We start from the raw sequence: 22,773 nt of genomic DNA, 5'->3' as shown, positions 1-22,773 counted from the left end.
TTCGTGCTGACCTGCCAGTGCCATCCGGTGAGCGAGCGCGTGGTTGTGAGCTTCGACGAGCGGTAAGCGACGTCCCGATTCATTAGAAAGTCGCGCATCGCAACGATGCGCGTGAAGCCGAAGCGATTCCAAATCTATTCAAGCGCCGAAGTCGTTAGCAATGCAACTATTGCGCGGCTTCGCTGCGATCGATCATTCTCCACATCGAGACTTGTCATGACTGAAGCCTTCATTTGCGACGCGATTCGTACTCCATTCGGCCGCTACGGCGGCGTTTTCAAGGACGTCCGCGCCGACGATCTCGGCGCCGTGCCCATCACCGCGCTCATGAAGCGCAACGCGTCGGTGGACTGGACGCAGATCGACGATGTGATCTACGGCTGCGCGAATCAGGCTGGCGAAGATAACCGCAACGTCGCGCGCATGTCGAGCTTGCTCGCGGGTTTGCCTATCGACGTGCCGGGCTCGACGATCAACCGTCTGTGCGGCTCGGGCATGGACGCGGTCGGCAGTGCCGCGCGCGCGATCAAGGCCGGCGACGGTTCGCTGTATCTTGCGGGTGGCGTCGAGAGCATGACGCGTGCGCCTTTCGTGATGGGTAAAGCATCGAGCGCATTCTCGCGTTCGGCTGATATCTTCGATACGACCATCGGCTGGCGTTTCATCAATCGCGCGATGCGTGTGCGATATGGCGTCGACTCGATGCCGGAGACCGCGGAGAACGTCGCGGTCGATTTCAACATTTCGCGCGATGCGCAAGATCGCTTCGCGCTGCGCAGCCAGCAGCGTGCGGCACGCGCACAGGCCGATGGCACGCTCGCACAGGAAATCGTCGCGGTGAATGTGCCGCAAAAGAAGGGCGAAGCGATCGCGATCGATCGCGACGAGCATCCGCGCGAGACCTCGCTCGAATCGCTCGCGAAGCTGAAGGGCGTCGTGCGTCCCGACGGCAGCGTGACCGCGGGCAACGCATCGGGCGTGAACGATGGCGCATGCGCGCTCATCATCTCGAACGAGGATGCTGCGAGGCGTCATGGACTCACGCCGCGAGCGCGCATCATCGGCATGGCGACGGCGGGTGTCGAGCCGCGCATCATGGGCATCGGTCCCGCGCCCGCGACGAAGAAGCTGCTTGCACGTACAGGCCTCACGCTCGATCAGTTCGACGTCATCGAACTCAACGAGGCCTTCGCATCGCAAGGCATCGCGGTGCTTCGTCAACTGGGCCTTGCCGAGGACGATCCGCGCGTGAATCCGAATGGCGGCGCCATCGCGCTCGGTCATCCGCTCGGCGCATCGGGTGCGCGCCTCGTCACCACCGCAATGTACGAACTCGAGCGCCGCAACGGGCGCTATGCGCTATGCACGATGTGCATCGGCGTGGGTCAGGGCATCGCGATCGCAATCGAGCGCGTCTGAGGGACCTGGCGACATGACACAGGCCATTCAGACATCGGCGATCGTCGGCGTGATCGGCGCCGGCGCGATGGGCGCGGGCATTGCCCAGGTCGCAGCGCTCGCGGGGCACACCGTGCTGCTTTACGATCTCGATGCGAAAGCGCTCGACAAGGCGCGCAATGCAATCGCGGCGAACGTGCAGCGCCTGATCGACAAGAAGAAGCTCGAAGAGTCCGCAGGACAGCAAGCCATCGATCGCGTGCGCGTCGTTACGAGTCTCGCTGACTTGCGCACGGCATCGCTTGTCATCGAAGCCATTGCGGAACGTCTCGAGCTCAAGCGCGCGCTGTTCATCGAGCTCGAAAGCATCGTGACGCACGAGTGCATGCTCGCGACCAACACGTCATCCATTTCGATCACGGCGATCGCGGCGCCCTTGAAGCATCCGTCGCGCGTGGTCGGGATGCACTTCTTCAATCCGGCACCGCTGATGGCCCTCGTCGAAGTCGTGCACGGACTCGCAACATCCGATGCGGTCGCACAAACCGTGCATGCCACAGCCGCGGCATGGGGCAAGACGCCGGTACATGCAAAATCGACGCCGGGATTCATCGTCAATCGCGTGGCTCGGCCGTTCTATGCGGAAGGCTTGCGCGTGCTCAACGAGCAGGGCGCTGACGCCGCTTCCATCGATGCCGTCATGCGCGATTCGGGCGGCTTCAGAATGGGTCCATTCGAGTTGATGGACTTGATCGGCCACGACGTGAATTTCGCCGTGACGCAATCGGTGTTCAACGCGTACTTCAACGATCCGCGCTTCACGCCTTCGCTGATTCAACAGGAATTGGTGAACGCGGGCTTTCTTGGTCGCAAGACCGGCCGTGGCTTTTATGACTATGGCGCTGATGCCGCGAAGCCTGTCGCGCGCATCGAAACGAATGCTCATACGCCTTCGAAGATCGTGCTCGGAGAAAGCGTGCCTTTATACGAACGCCTGCAAGCGCGCATCGCGCCGGCGAGCGTCGCTAGAAACGACATGCCCGGGCTGATCGCACAAATCGATGATGCGTATCTTTTCCTTACCGATGGACGCACGGCGACGGAACGCGCGCATGCGCTTGGCATCGACAACATCGTGCTGATCGATCTCGCGCTGGACTATGCGAACGCGCAAAGCGTGGCGCTCACGCACGCGCGTCAATGCTCCGGCGAAGCCTACGCTGCGGCAGCCGGCGCATTGGCGCAAGCCGGTTATGCAGTCGTGCCATTGAACGATGTCGCCGGAATGACCGTGATGCGAACCGTCGCGATGCTCGTCAACGAAGCGGCCGACGCCGTGAATCAAGGCGTTTGCACGAGCGCCGATCTCGACCTCGCGATGGAGAAGGGCGTGAACTATCCGCTCGGACCGCTCGCGTGGGGCGAACGCATCGGCATCGGCCGCGTTCACGACGTGCTGCTTCATCTCGCTGCGCATTACGGCGAAGACCGTTATCGCGCATCGCCGCTCATCGCGGCATTGCGTTATTCGGGCCAGCGCTTTCACTGAAGCGAAGACGCATCATTCATTCATCGAGCATTCATGCAGGAGACAACCGTGGTTCAATCCATTGCACAGCAAAGCGAACTGGAACCGATCGAGCGCGCGAGCCGGGACGAGCTTCAGGCACTGCAACTCGAACGCCTGAAGTGGACGTTGCGTCACGCCTATGAAAACGTCGCACACTATCGCCGTGCTTTCGACGCTGCGGGCGTGCATCCAGACGACCTGCGCGAGCTATCCGATCTCGCGCGTTTTCCGACCACGACGAAAACCGACCTACGCGACAACTATCCCTTCGGGCTCTTCGCCGTGCCGCGCGATCAGGTCGTGCGCGTGCATGCATCGAGCGGCACGACGGGCAAGCCGACGGTGGTCGGCTATACCGCGAAAGACATCGACACGTGGGCCAACGTCACGGCGCGTTCAATCAGAGCTGCTGGTGGGCGCAGAGGCGACACGCTGCACAATGCGTTCGGCTATGGTCTCTTCACCGGCGGTCTCGGCATTCACTACGGCGCCGAACGTCTGGGCTGCATGGTGGTGCCGATGTCAGGCGGTCAGACCGAAAAGCAGGTTCAACTGATCCGCGATTTCGCGCCGAAGATCATTCTCGTCACGCCGTCGTACATGCTGAATCTGCTCGATGAAATGACACGACAGGGCATGGACCCGGCGAACACGTCGCTCAAGATCGGCATCTTCGGCGCCGAGCCATGGAGCCAGGGATTGCGCAGCGAGATCGAAACGCGTGCGGGCATACAGGCACTCGACATCTACGGCCTCTCGGAAATCATGGGGCCGGGCGTTGCGTGTGAATGCATCGAGACGAAGGATGGCCCGACGATCTGGGAAGATCATTTCTATCCCGAGATTATCGATCCCGTGACGGGCGAAGTGCTTCCGGAAGGCAGCACGGGCGAACTGGTCTTCACTTCGCTCACGAAGGAAGCGATGCCGATGATCCGTTACCGCACGCGCGATCTCACTTCGTTGCTGCCGCCGAGCGCGCGCTCGATGCGTCGCCTCGCGAAGATCACGGGCCGCTCGGATGACATGCTCATCATTCGCGGCGTCAATGTGTTCCCGAGCCAGATCGAAGAGTTGATCCTTGCGATTCCGCGCCTGAGCGGCCAGTATCAGTTGTGCGTGTCGCGCGACGGCCACATGGATTCGCTGTCCGTCTCAGTCGAAGCACGCCCGGAAGTCTGCGCAACGCTGAACGAGAGCGACCGCGCCGGTCTCTCGCGCGAACTTCAGCATCGCGTCAAGACGATGGTCGGCGTATCGACGCAAGTGCGCGTGCTCGATTCCGGCGAACTGCCGACGACGGCAACCGGCAAGGCCAAGCGCGTACTCGATCTTCGTCCCGTAGCGGCATAACTTTCCGCATCGCCAAGCGCCTCGCGCTCTGCGAGGCGCAATTCATTTCCAACAATTGGAACGCGCGTTCCGTTTTCGGTGCGGCCCCGCATTCTTCTGCAGAAATCATTCCGCAAAAACCCTCGCAACCGTTTGCGAAAATTGTTTTGTAAGCTTCAGTTGTGTCATCGTATCGAGTGCATTTGCGTCTGCGGGCGCAGTGTCGTCGCATAGCATTCGAATAACGAACAACGAACGGGGCAGGCGAAACCTAGATGTGGATTGTCAGACTCGCGCTGAAGCGCCCGTACACATTCATCGTCCTGTCGTTGCTCTTGCTGATCATCGGTCCGCTCGTCATCGTGCGGACGCCGACCGATATCTTTCCGAATATCGATATTCCGGTTGTCAGCGTCATCTGGTCTTATACGGGCCTGCCGCCCGATCAAATGGAGCGCCGCATCACGCTCAACTACGAGCGCGGGTTGTCGGTGGCGGTCAACGACATCGAGCACATCGAGTCGGAATCGCTGCCGGGCATTGCGGTCATTCGCATCTACTTTCAGCCTAATGCGAATGTCGATGAAGCTATCGCCGAGATTACCGCGCTCTCGCAAACGCAATTGCGCTCGCTGCCGCCCGGCATCACGCCGCCGAATATCTTGCGCTTCAATGCATCGACGGTGCCGATTCTGCGGCTCGCGTTGTCGTCGTCGGAACTCAGCGAACAGCAGCTCTACGACTTCGGCAATAGCTTTCTGAAGACGCAGCTCGCGACCGTGCAAGGCGCTTCGGTGCCATTGCCTTATGGCGGCAAGCAGCGGCAGATCATGGTCGATATCGATTCGCGCAAGCTGCAGGCGAAGAACCTCGCGCCGACCGACGTGGTCAATGCAATCAGCGCGCAGAATCTGATTCTGCCGACGGGCACGACGAAGATCGGCGCAACGGAATACTCGGTCGGCCTGAACGCGAGTCCGGGCTCGATCGAAGGACTCAACGACATACCGATCCGCACCGGTCCTGGCGGCACGATCTATATCAAGGACGTCGCGCATGTGCGCGACGGCTTCCAGCCGCAAACCAATATCGTGCGGGTGGACGGCACCCGCGCTTCCTTACTCACGATCAACAAGAGCGGCAATGCATCGACGCTCGATATCGTCGCGCGCGTGAAGAACCTGTTGCCGACCTTGCGCGGCATGGTGCCCGAGTCGCTGAAGATCGAGCCCGTTGCGGATCAATCGCTCTTCGTGCGCGCGTCGGTGTCGGGCGTGCTGCGTGAAGCGGTGATCGCAGCGGGCCTGACTGCGCTGATGGTGCTGCTGTTTCTGGGAAGCTGGCGTGCGACGCTCATCATCGCGATCTCGATACCGCTTTCGATGCTGACGTCGATCGTCGCGCTCTCCGCGATCGGGCAGACGATCAACATCATGACGCTCGGCGGCCTCGCGCTCGCGGTCGGTATCCTCGTCGACGACGCGACAGTTGCAATCGAAAACATCAGCCAGAATCTGGAGCAGGGCAAGGAACTGGAGCATGCGATTCTCGATGGCGCGCAGCAGATCGCCGTGCCGACGCTCGTGTCGACGCTCTCTATCTGCATCGTGTTCATTCCGATGTTCCTGCTGACGGGCGTCGCGCATTACCTGTTCGTGCCGATGGCCGAAGCCGTCGTGTTCGCGATGCTCGCGTCGTACTTCTTCTCGCGCACGCTGATCCCGACGCTTGCGAAGTATCTGTTGCGTCATCACGAGCACATGGGCGGCGATGTCGAATCGATGAAAGGCTCGCGCAATCCGTTCGTGCGGATTCATCTCGCATTCGAGCGTCATTTCGAGTCCGTGCGCCATCGCTATCGACGCTTTCTCGAAGCGCAGCTCGCGCAACCGGGTCGCTTCGCTTCGTTGTTTTTGCTGTGCTGCCTGCTGTCGCTCGGGCTTGCGCCGTTCCTCGGGCGCGACTTCTTTCCGTCGATCGATTCAGGCGTGATCGCGCTGCATATGCGCGCGAAGACGGGCACGCGCATCGAGGAAACGGCGGCGCTGACGGATCGCGTCGATGCACGCATCAGGCAACTGATTCCGCGCGGCGAGATTCGCTCGATCATCGACAACATGGGCTTGCCGGTATCGGGTATCAATCTCTCGTACAACAACACGGGCACGGTCAGTTCCGCCGATGCCGACGTGCTCATCAGCCTCAACGAAGATCACGCGCCGACAGAAGGCTATATCCACGAGTTGCGAAAGCGCCTGCCGCAGGAGTTTCCCGGCGTGACGTTTTCATTCCTGCCCGCCGATATCGTGAGTCAGATTCTCAACTTCGGCGTGCCCGCGCCGATCGATATAGCGATCACCGGACGCGATGTGCGCGGCAATCGCGCGCTGGCGAATCGCATGCTGGAAAAGATTCGCCGCGTGCCGGGTCTCGTCGATGCGCGCATCCAGCAGCCATCCGATCTGCCTGCGATCAACGTCGAGGTCGATCGCACGAAGGCGTTGCAAGCGGGCTTCACGCAGCGCGATGTCGCGAACAACCTGCTCATCACGCTGTCGGGCAGTCAGCAGACGACGCCCACGTTCTGGCTCAATCCGGTGAATGGCGTGAGCTATAACGTCATCACGACGGCGCCGCAATACGACATGAACTCGCTGCAATCGGTGGCGAACATTCCGGTGACATCGTCGAGCGGCAAGACCAATATTCTCGGCGCGCTCGCAACGCTTTCGCGCAGCGCGCGCGATGCGGTCGTCTATCACTACAACGCGCAGACCACCATCAATCTCTATGCGACCACCGAGCGGCGCGATCTCGGCGCAGTGGCGGACGACGTGCAACGCATCATCGACGAAGCGCGCGGCGAGTTGCCCAAAGGCTCGACGATCGAAATGCGCGGCCAGGTCGAGACGATGAACGGATCGTTTTCGGGTCTCGCACTCGGCCTCATTCTCGCGGTTGTGCTGGTGTACTTGCTGATCGTCGTGAACTTCCAGTCGTGGCTCGATCCGTTCATCATCATCACCGCATTGCCGGGCGCGCTCGCGGGCATCGTGTGGACGTTGTTCCTGACGCATACGACGTTGTCGATTCCCGCATTGACCGGCGCGATCATGTGCATAGGCATCGCGACGGCAAACAGCATTCTCGTGGTGAGCTTCGCGCGCGCCGCGCTCGCCGAACATGGCGACGCAGTGCGCTCCGCGCTGGAAGCGGGCTATACGCGTTTCAGGCCGGTGCTGATGACCGCGCTCGCGATGATGATCGGCATGGTGCCGATGGCGATCGGGCTCGGTGAAGGCGGCGAGCAGAATGCGCCGCTCGGGCGGGCGGTGATCGGCGGCCTGATGGTCGGCACCATCGCAACGCTGTTCTTCGTGCCGGTCGTGTTTTCGATCGTCTATCGGCGCATGGAAGCACGCGGCAAGGGACCGGGCGCGGCGGCACGGAAAGCGGCGCAATAAAACAATCGAACAGCGGGCGGAGCAAGAATGGAAGAGCAGTTGTCGCAACGATCGGGCAACAGGCGGCGAGGGCGCTTATGGCTCGTGATCGCGCTCGTGGTCGTCGTCGCGCTCATCGCGCAGGGAATCCTGTCGCGCCGCGCTGCGCACGCGGAACTCGAACGCGATGCGAACGAGCACGGCTTGCAGACGGTCGAGGTCATCAAGCCGACGCGCATGAAGGCCTCGCAGGATCTCGTGCTCGCAGGCGATATCCGCGCGTTCTCCGATGCGCCGATCTTCGCGCGCACCAATGGGTATCTGAAGCGCTGGACCGTCGATATCGGCACGAAGGTGAAGAAGGGCCAGTTGCTCGCGGAGATCGATGCGCCCGAAATCAACGATCAGCTTCGTCAGGCGCGCGCCGATGCGCAAACCGCGCGCGCGAACTATCTGCTTGCGAAGACGACTGCGGAGCGCTGGGCGCAGATGCTGAAGAACAACTCGGTGTCGCGCCAGGAGACCGATGAAAAGAACGGCGACATGCTCGCGAAGGAAGCGGCGCTGAACGCGGCGCAGGCGAACGTGTCGCGGCTCGAACAACTCGTGTCGTTCCAGAAGATCTATGCACCCTTCGATGGCGTCGTCACCGCGCGCAACACCGATGTCGGTCAGTTGATCGACGCCGGCAGCGGCGCCGCCGGCCGCGAGCTCTTCCACATTCAGGATGCGTCGACGTTGCGTGTGTTCGTCGATGTGCCGCAAGCGTATGCGCGGATGATCACGGTGGGTTTGCCCGCGGAGTTGCTGCTCAACGAAGAGCGCAATCGCAAGTTCGACGGCGTCACGGTGCGTACCGCGGGCGCGGTCGATCCCGTCGCGCGCACGATGCGCGTCGAAGTCGATGTGAAGAATCCGGCGGGCGAATTGCTTGCGGGCGCGTATGCGCAAGTGCGCTTTCGTCTCACGAGCGCGAGTCCTTCATACACGCTGCCCGGCAATGCGCTGTTGTTCCGTCCGGATGGCGTGCATGCCGCGAGCGTCGATGCGAACAACCGCGTGAAGCTTCTGCCGATCACGCTCGGCACCGACTACGGCACGCGTGTGTCGATCGCCTCCGGATTGAATGGCGATGAGCGCGTGATCGTCAATCCGCCCGATTCGATCATCGATGGCGCGGCGGTGCGTATCGGCCGCGCGGGTTCGAGCGACGCCGCGAGCGGTGGTGCAGCGAAGGCTGAAGGAAGCGAGTCGTGATGAGGCGCGCATCGCTCGAATTAGTTGCATACCTAACTATCGCGGCATTGGGCGGCTGCGCCGTCGGGCCGGATTACGTGCGGCCCGAAACTTCTACGCCTGCTGCGTACAAGTCGCAGATGCCGCTCGATGCGCCTGCGTCGGCATCGCAAGACTGGAAGCCTGCGCAACCCGCCGATGCGAAGCCGCGCGCGCCGTGGTGGGAAGTCTATGGCGATCCGCAATTGAACGCGCTCGAAGAACGTGTCGCGACAGCGAATCAGACCGTGGCCGCGGCCGCCGCGCGTTTTCGTGGAGCGCGTGCGGCGGCCGCGCAGGCGCGTTCGGCGTACTTTCCGACCATCACGGCGAATGCCGCATTCAATCAGTCGCGGGTATCGTCGAACGTCCTGTACAAGTCGAGCGCGGGCGTGACCGTGCCCGACTATCTGATCGACGCACAGATCTCGTGGGAGCCGGATCTCTGGGGCCGCATCTCGCGTGCTGTCGAAGGTGGCCGCGCAGAAGCGCAGGCGAGCGCCGCGGATCTGCACAGCGCGATTCTGTCGATGCAGGCCGAACTCGCGACCGACTACTTCGATTTGCGCGGCATCGTCGAAGAAGAACGGCTGTTGCAGGCGACGCTGCAAGCCTATGAGAAGGCGCTCGCGCTCACACGCGATCGTTTTGCGGGCGGCGTCGCGGCGGAATCGGATGTCGCGCAGGCCGAAGAGCAACTGCGCGCGACGCAGGCGCAATTCATCGATCTGGAGACCACGCGAACGAGCCTCGTCAATGCGATCGCGATTCTCGTCGGCGAGAGTCCGTCGAGTTTTACGCTCGATGTCGCGCCGCTCAACGAAGCGCATTCGCCGCATCCGTCGGCGGCGCTCGCGGTGCTGCCGCCCGGCGTGCCGTCCGCGTTGCTCGAGCGCAGGCCGGATATCGCGGCGGCGGAGCGGCGCGTGGCCGAGGCGAATGCGCGCGTCGGCGTGGCGACGGCGGCGTTCTTTCCGAACCTTCTGCTCGCCGCGACGGGCGGTCTCGAGGCGACGCGCTTCAGCTCATGGCTCGAAGCGCCGAGCCGATTCTGGTCGCTCGGGCCACAGCTCGCATTCACGGTGCTGGACTTCGGCGGTCGCGCGGCGGCTCGCGATGCGGCGCGCGCTGACTACGACGAGAAGGTCGCCGATTATCGGCAAACCGTGCTGACCGCGTTCGGGCAAGTGGAAGACAACCTGAATGCGCTGGAAGTGCTGCGCCGCGAAAGCGAAGCACAACGCGATGCCGTCGATGCCGCCCAGCGCGCGCTCGGCAAGGTCAGCAATCGCTACGAGAACGGCGCGATCACGTATCTGAGCGTGGTGGTGACGCAGGCAATCGTGCTGTCGGATCAACGCACGGCGGTGCGTATCGAGCGGCGCCGCATGGCGGCGAGCGTCGCTCTCGTGAAGGCGCTGGGCGGAGGGTGGACCACCGCCGAATTGCCGAGTCCGGAGGAAGTGTCGCGCCGCGATTGAATTCTGTGCTATGCGCGATGCATGCAAAATGCCATCGCGCATAACGTATGCAAAATGCAATTCGGCGCGCAGCACTCCGCGTCAGACGAATAGAAATAAGCCGCACGCGATCAATGCCGCGCTCCAGATCCAGTCGACGTTGATCCATCCGCTGCGTAGAAAGCCGAGTCCGCCGCGTTCCTGAAGGGACATCGCGAACATGGAGATCGTCGCGATGACGGCGAGCATCGCGCCGGTATGCACGGTCAACGCGAGTGCGCTGGCTTCGAAAGCCGTCTTTGGCATCGCGCCCGTGCACAACGGCAAGAGCGCCGGCACCAGCATCAAACCTGCGCCGTGCGCGCTCGACATCATGAAGGACCATAACGCGAGACCGGCCAGCCCGGTACGCATGCCGACGGTCGGGCGTCCGCGATGCCCGCGCCACGCGCTCCACACGCCCCAGCCGATCAGCAGCGCCCCGCAGCCGCGTGCGAACAGGTCATGGCCGATCGCCGCGCCGAGCGTGAGCGCGCCCGCGAGCACGAGCGCGACCGACGCCGCGTGGCCGAGCGCGATCGGCACGAGCGATACGAGCGCGACGCGGCGGCTTCGCGCATACAGGCCGAGCGCGACGGCGAAGAGCCATCCCATCGCGGGATTGAGACCGTGAAACGCGCCCAGGCCCGCGGCGGTGAGGAGGAGCGCGGGCGATGCGGCGTCCATGCGAAGTGTCTCGCGGCGGATCAGGGATAGCAGTACGAATCCGACGAGCAATCGCCCCCTTGCAGCCGGATCTGATGCGGCCGATGTCCCTTGGGCCAGTCGATGAAAAACTTGTCGTCGACGGCGAGGCCGCCGTTGGGATCGGCATCGAGCTTTACCATCCAGCCGTCGATGCCTTCGGGATAGAACTGCGCATCGACCGCGCCGTACAGCGAATTCGTGAAGTAGACGCGGCGGCCGTCGCGGCTCACTTCGACCATCTGCGGGCCGCCATTCAGCGCGCCGTTCTTCGCGCCCGGATGCGTCGCGCGCGCGACCACGCCGCCGATACGCACCTTGCCCGTCAGTTTCGGCGCGAAGGGATCGGAGACGTCGTATTGCAGCATGTCGCCGGTGCCCCAGCACGACACGTACAGAAAGCGGTCGTCCATCGACAGATCGATATCGGAGACGAGCGGCGGCACCGCATTGAAGCCCTTCAATAACGGCGGCAGCTTGTCGGCATCGGCGGGTTCGGCGGGAATGTCGATGATCTTTTTCACCGCCCACTTGTCCTTGTCGCGATACCAGGTCCAGATCGACGACGACAGATCCTTCAGACTGATCACGCAGTTCACGAAACCATATGCCTTGGTCGGATCGTGCGCGGGACGCAGTTCGAAGACGAGCTGATATTCGTCGCCGAAATCGATCTCCTGAATGTGCTTGCGCTTCGTGAAGTCCCAGAAATGCAGCTTGCGCCCGTACTTCGCGCCGAGCAGCAGATCGGGCACGAGGCCTTCCTCGAAGGTATCGGGCGTGCCCCATTCGCTCGTGACCATCGTGTCGTAGCCGAGATGCCACCAGCCGTCGTACGCGAGCTGTTGCGGTCCGCGATCGACTTCCCATCGGCCGAGCGGATCGAAGCTCTGCTGATCGAGCATCAGCACGCCGCCGGGCGCCTTGCCTTCGGCGTTGCCGAGCGCGGTGATATAGATGCCGCCCGGCCCGCAATGCACGGTATGCGGCCGCGTATAGCCGGTCTTTTCCGCGAGTTCCGCGGGCTCGATCGTCTTCACGATCACCGGCTTCTTCGGATCGGGCTTCGTGTCGATGATATGCACGCGCGACGAACGCAGCCCCGGCACGACGAGATAGCGCCGCTCCATGTGCGGATGCGGCGCATTCGGGCACAGGCACGACGAGCATGCGTTCCAACCGAAGTGATGCAACTCGTCGCCGACATCGGGCATCGCGATTTCGCCGACGATCTTCGTATAGTCCGGCGAATCCGGATCGACATCGACGACGGCGATCTTGTCCGGCGACTTGCGCTCGGGATCGAACGTCGCGACATAAGCCAGCGTTTCGCGCGGCGCTTTCGCTGCGAGCCGCGGGGAAGGATAGAAGCTCGGATCGGGTTTCCACGTCGCCATCTGCGTCTCCCGGTTGATTTCGTGGATCTTCAAACCAAACGTGCTAAAGCACTATAGGACATGGGAACACGTCATGCTTTCGATGACTTAGCTGCTTTCATGCGAAGCATGCGCGCGCGGGGCGTGATTCGTCGCGCGAAACAGCGCCTAAAATACAGGCATCGCCTGTCGAAGAAAGGAGGTAGCGATGGCCGAGCCAATGATCAGCCTGATGGCGGGACTCGTCCTGGTGCTATGCGTCGCGGTGGTTATCGTGATGCATCACCGGCATCCGCATATCCATACTCCGAAAGCACGTTGGCTGGATACGCATCCGCCGCGCGACTGGCGGCACAGGCATTGAACGTGCAGTGAGATGCGAAGTGTGAAGCGCGAAATGTGAAGCGCGAAGTGGAGGGATGAAGCGCCGGCATCGACCGGCGCTTTCTTTTTTGCGCGGCGCGAGAAACGCGTTAGCGTCGTGGCCCTTTCATCGCTTCGGCTTCCATCGCGGCGTGCCATTCCTCGCTGTTCTCGATCGGGTCCATGCCTTCGTCGATGAACGCGGACGCGCGCTCTGCCGCCGAACGCGTTTCCTCGTCGGTTTCGTCGTCGGCGGGGCCGTCTTCGTCGCCTGGCGGCTCCAGCATGTCCTGCAGCATCGCCTCGAGTTCCGGCGTGTCCCACGGCTCGTCGCGCTGCTTTTTCTTCTTGATGTAATGCCGCACTTCGGCATCTTGCTCGGGTGTCAGCGGAAGTCCGCGGAAGGTGCGGTTGGCGTCGAAGTCACTCATGTTCGCTCCTCGCGCGCATAGCTGTGATGCGGTTTCAGGCGACTCAAGTGTAACCCCGTTCTTCTGCAGGTAAAAACGCGCAGCGATCAGCCGAGCGGCGGCAGGCGTCTTTCGATCGGCGTTGCCTTGATGATGGCCGTGCTCGTCGCGGCGCGCTCGGTGACGCGCGAAAGGATGTCGTCGAGATGCTCGATCGAGCGCAGATAGAGGCGGCATACGAAGCAATCGTCGCCCGTCACCTTGTCGCATTCGACGAACTCGGGAATGCGCCTTATCGCTTCTTCGACGAGATGCAATTGCCCCGGCAGCGGCTGCACGCGCACGATCGCCTGCAGCGTGTAGCCGAGCGCGCGCGGATCGATATCGACGGTGAAGCCGCGAATCACGCCTTGCGTCTCGAGGCGCCGCATGCGCTCGGCGGTGCTCGGCGCCGACAGGCCGACGCGCTTCGCAAGCTCGCTCACGGCGATGCGTCCATCGCTCGCAAGCACGGCGATGAGTTCGCGATCGATTGCGTCGATGCCCGCGTGCGGCGGGTTGCTCAGGTGTTTTCCCATGATGGCCTTCGATTCAAAGGTCGAAAGATGCGTGAGCCTAATTTTAGGCATGGTTTCGAACGATGCGCATCGATAGACTTGAAGCCATCGAAACTTGCATGACGGGCGCGAAATGAATAGCGAAAGAATCGATGCGCGGCTTGGCGGCGCATCGCGTGCGAATGAACTGCGTCGCGGCGCGATCGAGATGTCGCTCGCGATGCTGATGTCGGGCACGATCGGCTGGCTCGTGGTGTCGTCGGGGCAGACGCCCTGGAACGTGGTGTTCTTCCGCTGCGTGTTCGGAGGCGCGACGCTCATCGCCGTGTGCGCGGCGCTCGGCTTCTTGAAGAGGCGCTATTTCTCGTGGCGCATGATCGGCCTCGTCGCGCTCGGCAGCGTGGCGATCGTCGGCAACTGGCTGTTGCTTTTCGCCGCGTATTCGCGCGCGTCGATCTCGATGGCGACGACCGTTTACAACACGCAGCCCTTCATGCTGGTCGCGTTGGGCGCGCTCGTGTTGCGCGAGCGCGTGTCGGTATCGACGATCGCATGGCTCGGCGTCGCGTTCATCGGCCTCGTGATGGTGGTGCGGGTCGAGCCGTCCGTGCTCGCGATGCCGGGGCAGTATCTCGAAGGCATTGCGTATGCGCTCGGCGCGGCTTTTCTGTACGCGATATCGTCGATCGTCACGAAGCGCCTCGCGGCCACGCCGCCGCATCTGATCGCGATGCTGCATGTGTTGTTCGGCATCGCGATGCTCGCGCCGTTCGCGCGCTTCGATGCGATGCCCGCGACGATCGGCGGCTGGACCGATCTCGTCGTGCTCGGCGTCGTCAACACGGGACTGATGTACGTGTTGCTGTACGGCGCGATCCAGAAGCTGCCGACCGCGACGACGGGCGCGCTGTCGTTCATCTATCCGGTGGTGGCGATCGTCGTCGACTGGCTCGCGTTCGGGCAACGGCTCGCGTGGCTGCAAGTGGCCGGCGCGGCGCTGATCCTGCTCGCCGCGGCGGGCGTGAATCTGCAATGGCGGATCGTGCCGCAAAAATGGCGCGCGAACGACTGACGCGCACTCGTATAGAATGGCGCCCCTTTCCGACTACATCGAAATCCCGCGCCATGTGGTTCAAGAATCTTCAGCTTCACCGTCTTCCCGCACACTGGTCCGTCACGCCGCAGCAGATGCAGCAATGGCTCGCGCCGCTCGCGTTCACCGCGGCGTCGAGCATCGAGAACGAGCGGCGCGGCTGGGTCTCGCCGCGCGGCGACGATGATCTCGTCTACACGGCGAACCGTCAGATGCTCATCGTCTATCGCGCGGAAAAGAAGCTGCTGCCCGCATCCGTCGTCACGCAGTTCGTGAAGGAACGCGCCGCCGAGCTCGAAGAGCAGCAGGGCTTCAAACCCGGCCGCAAGCAGATGAAAGAGCTCAAGGAACAGATCACCGACGAACTCCTGCCGCGCGCCTTCAGCATCCGCCGCGATACGCGCGTGTGGATCGATCCGGTGAACGGCTGGCTCGCGATCGATTCGTCGTCGGCGACGCTGTGCGACGACATCATCGGCTTGCTGGTGAAGTCCGTCACCGATCTGCCGCTCGCGAGCGTCCGCACGGCGCGCTCGCCCGTTTCGGCGATGACCGAATGGCTGCTTTCCGGCGACGCGCCCGCGGGCTTCACGCTCGATCGCGATACGGAACTGCGCTCGACCGGCGAAGGCAACGCGACCGTCCGCTACGTCGGTCACGCGCTCGAAACGGAAGACATGCGCCGCCATATCGAAGCGGGCAAGCAGTGCATGCGTCTTGCGATGACGTGGGACGATCGCGTGTCGTACGTGCTGACGCCATCGCTCACATTGAAGCGCGTGAGCGCGCTCGACGTCATCAAGGAAGCCGCCGATCCGACCGCGTCGAACGACGACGAGCGCTTCGAATCCGACTTCATCCTGATGACAGGCGAACTCGCGCGCATGCTGTCGGCGCTGACCGAGGCGCTGGGCGGCGAAGAAGACCTGCGCGCCGCCGCGTAGGAACGAGCGTCAGGCGGACGGCGCCGACGCGAACGCGTAGCCGTTCTTGCCGTTGCGCTTGACGGTGTACATCGTGTCGTCGGCAGCGGCGACGAGCCGCCAGTAATCGTCGACACGATCCGGAAAACTCGCGATGCCGACGCTCGCGCGCACGATCGACAAGCCCATCTGCGCGTCGGTTTCCGCGACGCACGCGATGATTCTCTGCGCGATCACCGCGAGCTCGCCATCGCTCGAAAACTCGCGCACGAGCAACGCGAATTCGTCGCCGCCGATACGCGCGACCAGATCGCCGCCGCGCACCGCCTGACGAAAACGCCGCGACACCGCAATCAGAAACTCATCGCCGATGCGGTGGCCGTGCGTGTCGTTGACGCGCTTGAAGCCATCGAGATCGATATACAGCACCGCGATGCGCGACGCCCCGCGCGCGCCGCTCGCGAGCGCATTCGCCGCTTCTTCCAGCGCCGCGAAGAGCTTGCGCCGGTTGGGCAGGCCCGTCATCGGATCGTGCAGCGACGCCTGCTCGAATTCATTCGAAATCCCGAGAAGCTGCCGATTGCGTTTTGCATACATGCCGAGCGCGGTGATGAGCACGCCGAATACGATCGCCGACAACGCGATCAGCGTATGCGACACGCTCAGGATGCGCTCGCGCACGTCCGCGCTCGTGCGATCGCGCTCCGCGCGCCACCAGGCGTAGGCCGAATCGAGCGCGGAGCTGGCCTCGCCGAGCGCGGCGGAAGGCGAGAGCACGGCGGAAGGCAGCGACGGCGCCGACATCGGACTCGACGACACCAGCGCATGCAGCGCCGCGAGCCGCCCGGCCAATTCGATGCGCGCCTCGCGATACGCGGCCTGGCGCTGCGTATCGCTCGCGGGCGTGTTCTGCAGGGAAAGCGCGGTCGCGCGGGCGGTATCGGCGCGCTCGACCGCTTCGAGCACGAGCCCGACGTACTCCTGCTGCAGTTGCGCCGAAAAGATCGCGCGCACCTGCAACGCCAGGAACAGCAGCCCGATCAGCAGACACAGCAAGGCCGCGCCAGCGAGCGGCGCGGGGCCGGGCACGCGCAGGCGCAAGCGCATGATCGCGTGCCGCGCACGGCTCGCCAGCGTCTCCTCAGGGACGTGAATACTCCTCTCGCTGACGGGTCGGAACATTGTGTCGATAGCTCACTCGATGGAAGAACGCGCCCACGCGCGCGAACAGTCCGCCTTCGGACTGCTGCCTTGCGTTCGCGCGCGCCTGATGCCTGCGTGCCTGCGCGTACTGATCGGCGCGATTGCTCCGATCGACGGCGGCACGCTGCGTCGCGGACGGCGTGCCGCGGCGTTGCGCCTGTTGCGCCAAAGGTTGCGCGGAAGCCGTCGCGAGCGCCGCGGCGGCGGCCGCGCCCGAGCCGTCAGCGCCAGCGTTGGCGACGGTGGTTTCGTCGGCGGGATCGGCGGTGGGTGCGTTGTCCGCGAGCGATGCCGTGTCGATGGGCGCGGCCGTCGGACCGTCGTTCGACGAGTACGGAATCGCGCTGCCGGGCGCGGCGGTCAAGGGCGTTTCGACGGCGCCGCCCGATTGCGTCTGCGCGGTAATCACCGGCTGATCGATGCCGAGCGTGCGGCGCGCGCTCGCCATCGCCTCGGCATAGACGCGCTGATCGTGGTTGAACCACATGCCGTACGCGACCGTGCCGAGCACGCCGATGCCAAGCGCGCTCGCCGACGCCATCCACAGCGCGAGACGCCCGAAGCGCAGCGGCGCGCGCATGGGGCCGGGTTCGTCGTCGTAATCGATTGCAGTCTCGGGCAAGTGAGTGACAGTGGGATCATTCGCAGGACTTGCGCGTTCCGCGATGCTCTCTTCGGGTAGCTTTGCGTGCTGAGGCATGACAGCGCTCTCCAGAACCTATTCGTCAGACAGCGGACCAGCGCGGACTTATAGCGCGCGTCGGGCCCGATGCTTCACCTCGCGCGTCCCATCATATGAACAATCAAACGCGATGCGGCTTCGTCGGACGTAACAGCCGGTTGCCGGTTCAGCATCTGCCGCCGGCCCTTTTTTGCCAAACAATGTAACTCGCGCCACATATCGCCACAATCAGGGGCGGCGAGGAGGCGTTGGAACGACGCTGCGGATCATTGCGCCCGATGCGCGGCGCGCCTGCCGTGGCACGGTCCGGCGCACCGTTGCACGGCGATTTGACCTCATTGCGCGTCGCGACGGCGAAGCAACTTCGGCCAGTACGTCAGCATTTCCCGTTCCTGCCCCGATTTGAAGTGCGGTGCATGCATCATTCTTCAGAGGAAGTTCCCGCGCGTATGTGAGGTGCCGCACATACGCGCATGGCAGCCGTTTGCGTGTGGAACGCGCGCCACAGTTCGTCATCGGGGCTTCGACGACACGACGAGCGCGATGCCGCCGAGAATCGCGACCGCGCTGGCCGCGAGCCGCATCGTCAGCGTTTCGCCGAGCAGCAGCACGCCGCCCGCCGCCGTGATGAGCGGCACGCTCAGTTGCACCGTGGCCGCCGTCGCGGGCTTCAATCCTTTCAACGCCGCGTACCAGACGACATAGCCGAGCCCCGAGGTCAACGCACCCGAGGTCATCGCGTAGGCCAGGCCCGAGACATCCGCGTCCGTACCCGCAAACGCGAGCGCGAGCGCCGACACCGCGATCGCGAACGGCAGCGCGCGCAGGAAATTGCCGGCCGTCGCGGCGACGGGATCGGACTGGCCCCGTCCGCGCAATGAATAGACGCCCCAACCGATGCCCGCCGCGATCATCAGTGCGGACGACGCGGGATCGGGCGCCGCGAGTCCCGGCAGCACGAGCCACACGAGACCGGCGAGCGCGAGCAGCAGGCCGAGCCATTGCGCCGCGGCGAGACGCTCGCCGGTCGCGATGCCGTAGCCGATCATCGTCGCCTGCACCGCGCCGAAGAGCAGCAGCGCGCCGGTGCCCGCCGCGAGCCGAACGTACGCGAAGGAGAACGCCGCCGCATACACGATCAGCGCGAATGCCGATACCCAGCTTCCGGCGCGTCGCGTGTCGTCGCCGGGCGCGCCGCGCGCGAGCAGGATGATCCACAGCACGAGCGCCGCCGACGCGACGCGTACGAGCGTGAAACTCGCCGCGTCGATGCGCGCGCCCCTGAGCGCGAGGCGGCACAGCAGCGAGTTGCCGGCGAACGCGATCATCGCGACGACGGTGAAGAGCGCGATGCGCGTGCCGTGCGAGCGTGTGGGTGTCGACATCGGCGGCGCTGGAATGAGGGCGCATCACTGTAGCGCACGCGCGTCGCGAAGACATGCTGCGGCGCGTTCAACCGGTGGTGAAGGGCTGCGGCGGCGCATCGGCCTCGGAGCCGAAGCGCTCGAATTCGGAGATGACCTGCGCGCCGAATAGAAGCAGCGTCGCGAGCGCTTCGAGGCTGAAGAGCACGACGATCGACGTCGTCAGCGATCCGTAAACGACGCTCACCTGCGAGAGCGTCGCGAAGTACCAGACGAGCACATGCCGCGTGATTTCCCAGAGCACGGCGGCCGTCACGCTGCCGAGCAGCGCGAGCCGCAGCGAAGGCCGGCCGACAGGCATCACGAGATAGATCGACGTCAGCACGAAGATCTCGCCCGCGACGCCGAGCAGATACAGCAAAAGCCGCGACACGCCCCTGAGCGACACCTCGACGCCGAGCAGGTCGACGCTGTTGCTGCCCATCGCCTGAAGGCCGTTCGACACGAGCGTGACGATCAGCATGCCGACGCCGAGAAACAGGATGTAGCAGTAAGGCAGGAGCGCCGAGAGCAGAAAATGCCGCCGCCTGACCGCGACGCGATGCACGAAGATCACCGACATCGCGTTCTCGAGCACCGTGAAGGCAAGCGAACTGAAGAAGATCATCGTGACGAGCAGCAGCCAGCCGAGCACCGCGCGATGCGCAAGAAAATTCGCGAGCTCGCCCACGACGGCGTGCGCCTGGCCCGGCACGAGCCATTCGAGCAGATGCGCGAGCGTGTCGAGCAATTGCTGTTGCCCGACGAATTTCGACAGCACGATCACGATCAGGATCAGCAGCGGGACGATGGAAAGCAGCGCGTAATACGCGACCGCGCCCGCAAGCAGCAGGCCCTGATTGGCGCGAAAAGCCTTGAACGTGCGCATCGCAAAGCCGAACGGATGACGCGCGACGCTTCTCACCTGCGGGCCCAGCACAGGGCCGAGAATCTTCGACATGGAACCTCCGCGGCGCGATCGCTGGCCATCCTTTGTGGACGAGCAAGATCCGCACCCGTAGCGAAGGTCCGCACGCTTCAGCCTGTCCGGCGCGCCTCGATGCGTGCGGCTGCTTGCTGCGCGGCTTCCTCGAATGCGAGATTGAGGAAGACATCGACTTCGCACGCGCTCAGGTCGGCGGCATCGACGTTACGCAGCCGGCAGAAGAGCGCGAGCGCCTCGGCTGCGGCGGCGAAGGCGTTGTTCATATCCCGGGAGTGAAGGCGTTTTTTTCTCATGGCCAGCATAACGGCAGGCGCACGGACGACTTTAATGCGTCGCAACGCAACGCGCACGCCGTTTCATTTTCGCTTTTTGATGCATTAATCTAGGTTCATAACTCGAGCCCGCCGAAGGCACTGGAGGACATGATGGCCGCATCCCACGCAACCTCCGCCGCCGACGCCGCCGCGCTCGGTGCCGATGCCGAAATCGTCAACGCCGACGAGCGCCTCTACAACCACGACCTCGCGCCCGTGCCGCGCGCGAAGCGCACCTGGAACGGCTACAGCATCTTCGCGATGTGGATGTCGGACGTGCACAGCGTCGGCGGCTACACCTTCGCCGCGAGTCTCTTTCTGCTCGGCATCTCGGGCTGGCAGGTGCTGCTCGCGCTGACCATCGGCATTCTCATCGTGTATGTGCTGATGAACTGGGTCGGCAAGCCGAGCTTGAGACACGGCATTCCTTTCCCGGTGATGGCGCGCGTCTCGATGGGCGTGATGGGCGCGAATCTCGCCGCGCTGATTCGCGGCGTGGTCGGCATCGTGTGGTACGGCGTGCAGACGTATTTCGCGTCGAAGGCCGTCGCGACCTTGCTGCTGCTCTTCGTGCCGTCTGTCGCCGCGTGGCGCGATACGAGCTTTCTCAGGCTCGACACGCTCGGCTGGGTCAGCTTCCTCTTCATGTGGCTGCTGCAGCTCGTCATCTTTCAGCGCGGCATGGAGATCATCCGCAAGTTCATCGATTTTTGCGGGCCGGCCGTGTATGTCGTGATGTTCGTGCTGATGGGATGGATTCTCTATCGCGCGGGTCTCGGCAGCCTGAATCTCACGCTCTCGGGCAAGGTGCTGACCGGCGACGAGCAACTTCACGCGATGATCAACGCGATCCTGCTCGTCGTGAGCTATTTCGCCGCGCTGCTGCTGAATTTCGGCGACTTCTCGCGCTTCGCGAAAAGCGAGCGGCAGATGAAGATCGGCAACTTCCTCGGGCTGCCGTTCAACTTCGTTGCGTTTGCAATCATCACGGTGATCGTCACGGCGGGCAGCGAGAAAGTGTTCGGCACGATGATCATGGACCCGGTCGAAATCGTCTCGCGCATCGAAAACAAGGTGTGGGTGGCGATCGGCAGCGTCACGTTCGTCATCGCGACGATGGGCATCAATATCGTCGCGAACTTCGTGTCGCCCGCGTACGACATCGCCAATCTGTTTCCGAAGCATGTGGACTTCAAGAAGGGCGGCCTGATCGCGTCGATACTCGCGGTGCTCGTGTGTCCGTGGATCTTCGTCGACAGCCCGAAGGCGATCACGATCTTCGTGTCCGTGTTCGGCGCCGTGCTCGCGCCGATGTACGGCGTGATGATGTCCGACTATTACCTCGTGAAGCGCCAGCAGGTGAGGACCGCCGAACTGTATTCGATGCAGCCCGGCGGACGCTTCTATTACGACGGCGGATGGAACAAGGTCGGGCTCGCGGCGCTGATCGTATCGGGCGTGATCTCGGTCGGCTGGGAACTGTCGACGCAGTTCTTCAAGCTCCTGCCGCCGAACAATCTCGGCTGGCTGATCGGCGCGGTGGCGGGCGCGCTCCTGTACGTGCTCTTCATGCGCATGGCGAACCGCAAATAGCGCTTTATTCGAGCCACTTTCGTACGTCCTGTTCCCAATCGGGCTGGCCGCAGTTCGGCGGATTCTCCGGCCCGAGCACGGTGATGTAGCCCTTGTCCTTCATGCACGCCTCGTAGGCGCGCACCTGCGTGCAACGGCCCGCGCCGGCTCTTTTCGCGGCGCCCTTGCATGCGGACATCGCGTTGTCCATGCCGCTGAAATCGGCATCGCCGTCGTTATTCCATGAAGGCGGATTCGCGCTCGCCGAAAACTCGACAGGCGTGCTGCACGCGACGAGCGCGAATGCAGCGGCGGGAAGAAGGCACAAGCGGAAGAATCGATTCATCTGCTTTAACTCCTTGTTCTTAAGCTCTTGTTGAACGCGCAATTCGCCGCCTATTATTCCCCGCTGCCGTTGGCGCGTCGCGTTTTCTTTTCATCGCGGGCGCGAACGACGATGTGCTTGCCGATACCAACGCGCGCCGTCTCGAACAGATGATTCCGCGCGCGACACTCGATGTGGTCAGCGACGCGGGACACGCGCTGATGTTCCAGTATCCGATCGAGCTCGCGCGGCATGTCGATGCGTTCGTCGCGAAGTGAGCGACGCCGAACACGTCTATCGCTTCATAGCGCACAGAACGCACGCGTTTTAGCTTGTCGGCGCATTTCCCGGCCCTTCATACTGTCGCGCAACCGCGATGCGAAA

General features: G+C 63.4%; 21 protein-coding genes. 11 read left to right on the top strand and 10 right to left on the bottom strand.

What is annotated here, in order from left to right:
- Nucleotides 1–216: 216 nt before the first annotated feature.
- From pcaF to NCT05_RS09020, 6 genes are all read left to right on the top strand, one after another.
- Nucleotides 217–1,419: a 3-oxoadipyl-CoA thiolase gene (gene pcaF, locus NCT05_RS09045; protein WP_250502151.1), complete on the top strand. Its 1,203-nt coding sequence runs from the start codon at nucleotides 217–219 to the stop codon at nucleotides 1,417–1,419.
- A 13-nt stretch (nucleotides 1,420–1,432) separates the two neighbouring features.
- Nucleotides 1,433–2,947 carry a 3-hydroxyacyl-CoA dehydrogenase gene (locus tag NCT05_RS09040; RefSeq protein WP_250502150.1) on the top strand — a complete coding sequence of 505 codons (1,515 nt, stop codon included), beginning with the start codon at nucleotides 1,433–1,435 and terminating at the stop codon, nucleotides 2,945–2,947.
- Between the two features lie 33 nt (nucleotides 2,948–2,980).
- Entirely contained in the window at nucleotides 2,981–4,321 is a 1,341-nt protein-coding gene (paaK, locus tag NCT05_RS09035; RefSeq protein WP_008349558.1) for a phenylacetate--CoA ligase PaaK, read from the top strand.
- Nucleotides 4,322–4,575: 254 nt separating this feature from the next.
- The gene (locus tag NCT05_RS09030) at nucleotides 4,576–7,764 is read left to right on the top strand and encodes an efflux RND transporter permease subunit (RefSeq protein ID WP_250434744.1); all 3,189 of its coding nucleotides are present in this window, start codon (nucleotides 4,576–4,578) and stop codon (nucleotides 7,762–7,764) included.
- A 27-nt stretch (nucleotides 7,765–7,791) separates the two neighbouring features.
- Nucleotides 7,792–9,000, top strand: coding sequence for an efflux RND transporter periplasmic adaptor subunit (locus NCT05_RS09025; protein ID WP_250502149.1), 1,209 nt, complete (start codon nucleotides 7,792–7,794; stop codon nucleotides 8,998–9,000).
- Complete coding sequence (locus NCT05_RS09020; RefSeq protein WP_250502148.1) at nucleotides 9,000–10,499, top strand: efflux transporter outer membrane subunit; 1,500 nt, start codon at nucleotides 9,000–9,002, stop codon at nucleotides 10,497–10,499. Before NCT05_RS09025 ends, NCT05_RS09020 begins: the two co-directional genes overlap by 1 nt.
- 81 nt (nucleotides 10,500–10,580) lie before the next feature.
- Here NCT05_RS09020 and NCT05_RS09015 read toward each other — a convergent pair whose 3' ends face one another.
- Together NCT05_RS09015 and NCT05_RS09010 are read right to left on the bottom strand one after the other, a co-directional pair.
- Nucleotides 10,581–11,204, bottom strand: coding sequence for a hypothetical protein (locus NCT05_RS09015; RefSeq protein ID WP_250502147.1), 624 nt, complete (start codon nucleotides 11,202–11,204; stop codon nucleotides 10,581–10,583).
- A gap of 20 nt (nucleotides 11,205–11,224) precedes the next feature.
- Nucleotides 11,225–12,619: a selenium-binding family protein gene (locus NCT05_RS09010; RefSeq protein ID WP_034474191.1), complete on the bottom strand. Its 1,395-nt coding sequence runs from the start codon at nucleotides 12,617–12,619 to the stop codon at nucleotides 11,225–11,227.
- Between the two features lie 187 nt (nucleotides 12,620–12,806).
- On the opposite strand from NCT05_RS09010, the gene NCT05_RS09005 reads away from it, so the two are divergent.
- On the top strand, nucleotides 12,807–12,962 hold the full coding sequence (locus NCT05_RS09005) for a hypothetical protein (protein WP_167354197.1): 156 nt from the start codon (nucleotides 12,807–12,809) through the stop codon (nucleotides 12,960–12,962).
- Between the two features lie 109 nt (nucleotides 12,963–13,071).
- On the opposite strand, the gene NCT05_RS09000 is transcribed toward NCT05_RS09005, so the two are convergent.
- Together NCT05_RS09000 and NCT05_RS08995 are read right to left on the bottom strand one after the other, a co-directional pair.
- A complete protein-coding gene (locus NCT05_RS09000; protein ID WP_008349571.1) occupies nucleotides 13,072–13,392 on the bottom strand; it encodes a hypothetical protein in 321 nt (106 codons plus the stop codon).
- A gap of 86 nt (nucleotides 13,393–13,478) precedes the next feature.
- Nucleotides 13,479–13,949: an Lrp/AsnC family transcriptional regulator gene (locus NCT05_RS08995; protein ID WP_250439771.1), complete on the bottom strand. Its 471-nt coding sequence runs from the start codon at nucleotides 13,947–13,949 to the stop codon at nucleotides 13,479–13,481.
- Nucleotides 13,950–14,061: 112 nt separating this feature from the next.
- On the opposite strand from NCT05_RS08995, the gene NCT05_RS08990 reads away from it, so the two are divergent.
- Nucleotides 14,062–15,000 (top strand): DMT family transporter, encoded by a 939-nt coding sequence (locus NCT05_RS08990; RefSeq protein ID WP_250439770.1) that lies wholly within the window; start codon nucleotides 14,062–14,064, stop codon nucleotides 14,998–15,000.
- Between the two features lie 53 nt (nucleotides 15,001–15,053).
- Nucleotides 15,054–15,965 (top strand): recombination-associated protein RdgC, encoded by a 912-nt coding sequence (locus NCT05_RS08985; RefSeq protein WP_033537178.1) that lies wholly within the window; start codon nucleotides 15,054–15,056, stop codon nucleotides 15,963–15,965.
- Between the two features lie 9 nt (nucleotides 15,966–15,974).
- Here the strand turns inward: NCT05_RS08985 and NCT05_RS08980 are convergent, their stop codons facing one another.
- From NCT05_RS08980 to NCT05_RS08960, 5 genes are all read right to left on the bottom strand, one after another.
- Entirely contained in the window at nucleotides 15,975–17,051 is a 1,077-nt protein-coding gene (locus NCT05_RS08980; RefSeq protein WP_034474195.1) for a GGDEF domain-containing protein, read from the bottom strand.
- A gap of 34 nt (nucleotides 17,052–17,085) precedes the next feature.
- Nucleotides 17,086–17,847, bottom strand: coding sequence for a hypothetical protein (locus NCT05_RS08975; protein ID WP_034474198.1), 762 nt, complete (start codon nucleotides 17,845–17,847; stop codon nucleotides 17,086–17,088).
- Nucleotides 17,848–18,341: 494 nt separating this feature from the next.
- Nucleotides 18,342–19,214: a DMT family transporter gene (locus NCT05_RS08970; RefSeq protein WP_034474200.1), complete on the bottom strand. Its 873-nt coding sequence runs from the start codon at nucleotides 19,212–19,214 to the stop codon at nucleotides 18,342–18,344.
- 67 nt (nucleotides 19,215–19,281) lie between these two features.
- Nucleotides 19,282–20,193, bottom strand: coding sequence for a YihY/virulence factor BrkB family protein (locus NCT05_RS08965; protein ID WP_008349578.1), 912 nt, complete (start codon nucleotides 20,191–20,193; stop codon nucleotides 19,282–19,284).
- 77 nt (nucleotides 20,194–20,270) lie between these two features.
- The gene (locus NCT05_RS08960) at nucleotides 20,271–20,441 is read right to left on the bottom strand and encodes a hypothetical protein (protein WP_160172930.1); all 171 of its coding nucleotides are present in this window, start codon (nucleotides 20,439–20,441) and stop codon (nucleotides 20,271–20,273) included.
- A gap of 162 nt (nucleotides 20,442–20,603) precedes the next feature.
- Here NCT05_RS08960 and NCT05_RS08955 point away from each other — a divergent pair, with 162 nt between their 5' ends.
- Nucleotides 20,604–22,085 (top strand): NCS1 family nucleobase:cation symporter-1, encoded by a 1,482-nt coding sequence (locus NCT05_RS08955; protein ID WP_350030078.1) that lies wholly within the window; start codon nucleotides 20,604–20,606, stop codon nucleotides 22,083–22,085.
- A 4-nt stretch (nucleotides 22,086–22,089) separates the two neighbouring features.
- Here NCT05_RS08955 and NCT05_RS08950 read toward each other — a convergent pair whose 3' ends face one another.
- On the bottom strand, nucleotides 22,090–22,410 hold the full coding sequence (locus NCT05_RS08950; RefSeq protein ID WP_034474202.1) for a hypothetical protein: 321 nt from the start codon (nucleotides 22,408–22,410) through the stop codon (nucleotides 22,090–22,092).
- Nucleotides 22,411–22,523: 113 nt separating this feature from the next.
- Here NCT05_RS08950 and NCT05_RS08945 point away from each other — a divergent pair, with 113 nt between their 5' ends.
- Complete coding sequence (locus NCT05_RS08945) at nucleotides 22,524–22,667, top strand: alpha/beta fold hydrolase (protein WP_250502145.1); 144 nt, start codon at nucleotides 22,524–22,526, stop codon at nucleotides 22,665–22,667.
- Nucleotides 22,668–22,773: the final 106 nt, after the last annotated feature.

The organism is Caballeronia sp. AZ7_KS35, assembly GCF_023631045.1.
GTDB lineage: Bacteria > Pseudomonadota > Gammaproteobacteria > Burkholderiales > Burkholderiaceae > Caballeronia > Caballeronia zhejiangensis.
This window is presented reverse-complemented; position numbering and strand designations above follow the sequence as displayed.

Excerpts from the sequence above, each read along its gene's own strand:
- NCT05_RS08980 (WP_034474195.1), bottom strand. The coding sequence starts at position 17,051 with ATGCGCTTGCGCCTGCGCGTGCCCGGCCCCGCGCCGCTCGCTGGCGCG.
- NCT05_RS08955 (WP_350030078.1), top strand. The coding sequence starts at position 20,604 with ATGGCCGCATCCCACGCAACCTCCGCCGCCGACGCCGCCGCGCTCGGT.
- NCT05_RS08975 (WP_034474198.1), bottom strand. The coding sequence starts at position 17,847 with ATGCCTCAGCACGCAAAGCTACCCGAAGAGAGCATCGCGGAACGCGCA.
- NCT05_RS08985 (WP_033537178.1), top strand. The coding sequence starts at position 15,054 with ATGTGGTTCAAGAATCTTCAGCTTCACCGTCTTCCCGCACACTGGTCC.
- NCT05_RS08960 (WP_160172930.1), bottom strand. The coding sequence starts at position 20,441 with ATGAACAACGCCTTCGCCGCCGCAGCCGAGGCGCTCGCGCTCTTCTGC.
- NCT05_RS09025 (WP_250502149.1), top strand. The coding sequence starts at position 7,792 with ATGGAAGAGCAGTTGTCGCAACGATCGGGCAACAGGCGGCGAGGGCGC.
- NCT05_RS09010 (WP_034474191.1), bottom strand. The coding sequence starts at position 12,619 with ATGGCGACGTGGAAACCCGATCCGAGCTTCTATCCTTCCCCGCGGCTC.
- NCT05_RS09030 (WP_250434744.1), top strand. The coding sequence starts at position 4,576 with ATGTGGATTGTCAGACTCGCGCTGAAGCGCCCGTACACATTCATCGTC.
- NCT05_RS08965 (WP_008349578.1), bottom strand. The coding sequence starts at position 20,193 with ATGTCGAAGATTCTCGGCCCTGTGCTGGGCCCGCAGGTGAGAAGCGTC.
- NCT05_RS09020 (WP_250502148.1), top strand. The coding sequence starts at position 9,000 with ATGAGGCGCGCATCGCTCGAATTAGTTGCATACCTAACTATCGCGGCA.
- NCT05_RS09040 (WP_250502150.1), top strand. The coding sequence starts at position 1,433 with ATGACACAGGCCATTCAGACATCGGCGATCGTCGGCGTGATCGGCGCC.
- NCT05_RS08950 (WP_034474202.1), bottom strand. The coding sequence starts at position 22,410 with ATGAATCGATTCTTCCGCTTGTGCCTTCTTCCCGCCGCTGCATTCGCG.
- NCT05_RS09000 (WP_008349571.1), bottom strand. The coding sequence starts at position 13,392 with ATGAGTGACTTCGACGCCAACCGCACCTTCCGCGGACTTCCGCTGACA.
- NCT05_RS09005 (WP_167354197.1), top strand. The coding sequence starts at position 12,807 with ATGGCCGAGCCAATGATCAGCCTGATGGCGGGACTCGTCCTGGTGCTA.
- NCT05_RS08995 (WP_250439771.1), bottom strand. The coding sequence starts at position 13,949 with ATGGGAAAACACCTGAGCAACCCGCCGCACGCGGGCATCGACGCAATC.
- pcaF (WP_250502151.1), top strand. The coding sequence starts at position 217 with ATGACTGAAGCCTTCATTTGCGACGCGATTCGTACTCCATTCGGCCGC.
- paaK (WP_008349558.1), top strand. The coding sequence starts at position 2,981 with ATGCAGGAGACAACCGTGGTTCAATCCATTGCACAGCAAAGCGAACTG.
- NCT05_RS08990 (WP_250439770.1), top strand. The coding sequence starts at position 14,062 with ATGAATAGCGAAAGAATCGATGCGCGGCTTGGCGGCGCATCGCGTGCG.
- NCT05_RS08970 (WP_034474200.1), bottom strand. The coding sequence starts at position 19,214 with ATGTCGACACCCACACGCTCGCACGGCACGCGCATCGCGCTCTTCACC.
- NCT05_RS09015 (WP_250502147.1), bottom strand. The coding sequence starts at position 11,204 with ATGGACGCCGCATCGCCCGCGCTCCTCCTCACCGCCGCGGGCCTGGGC.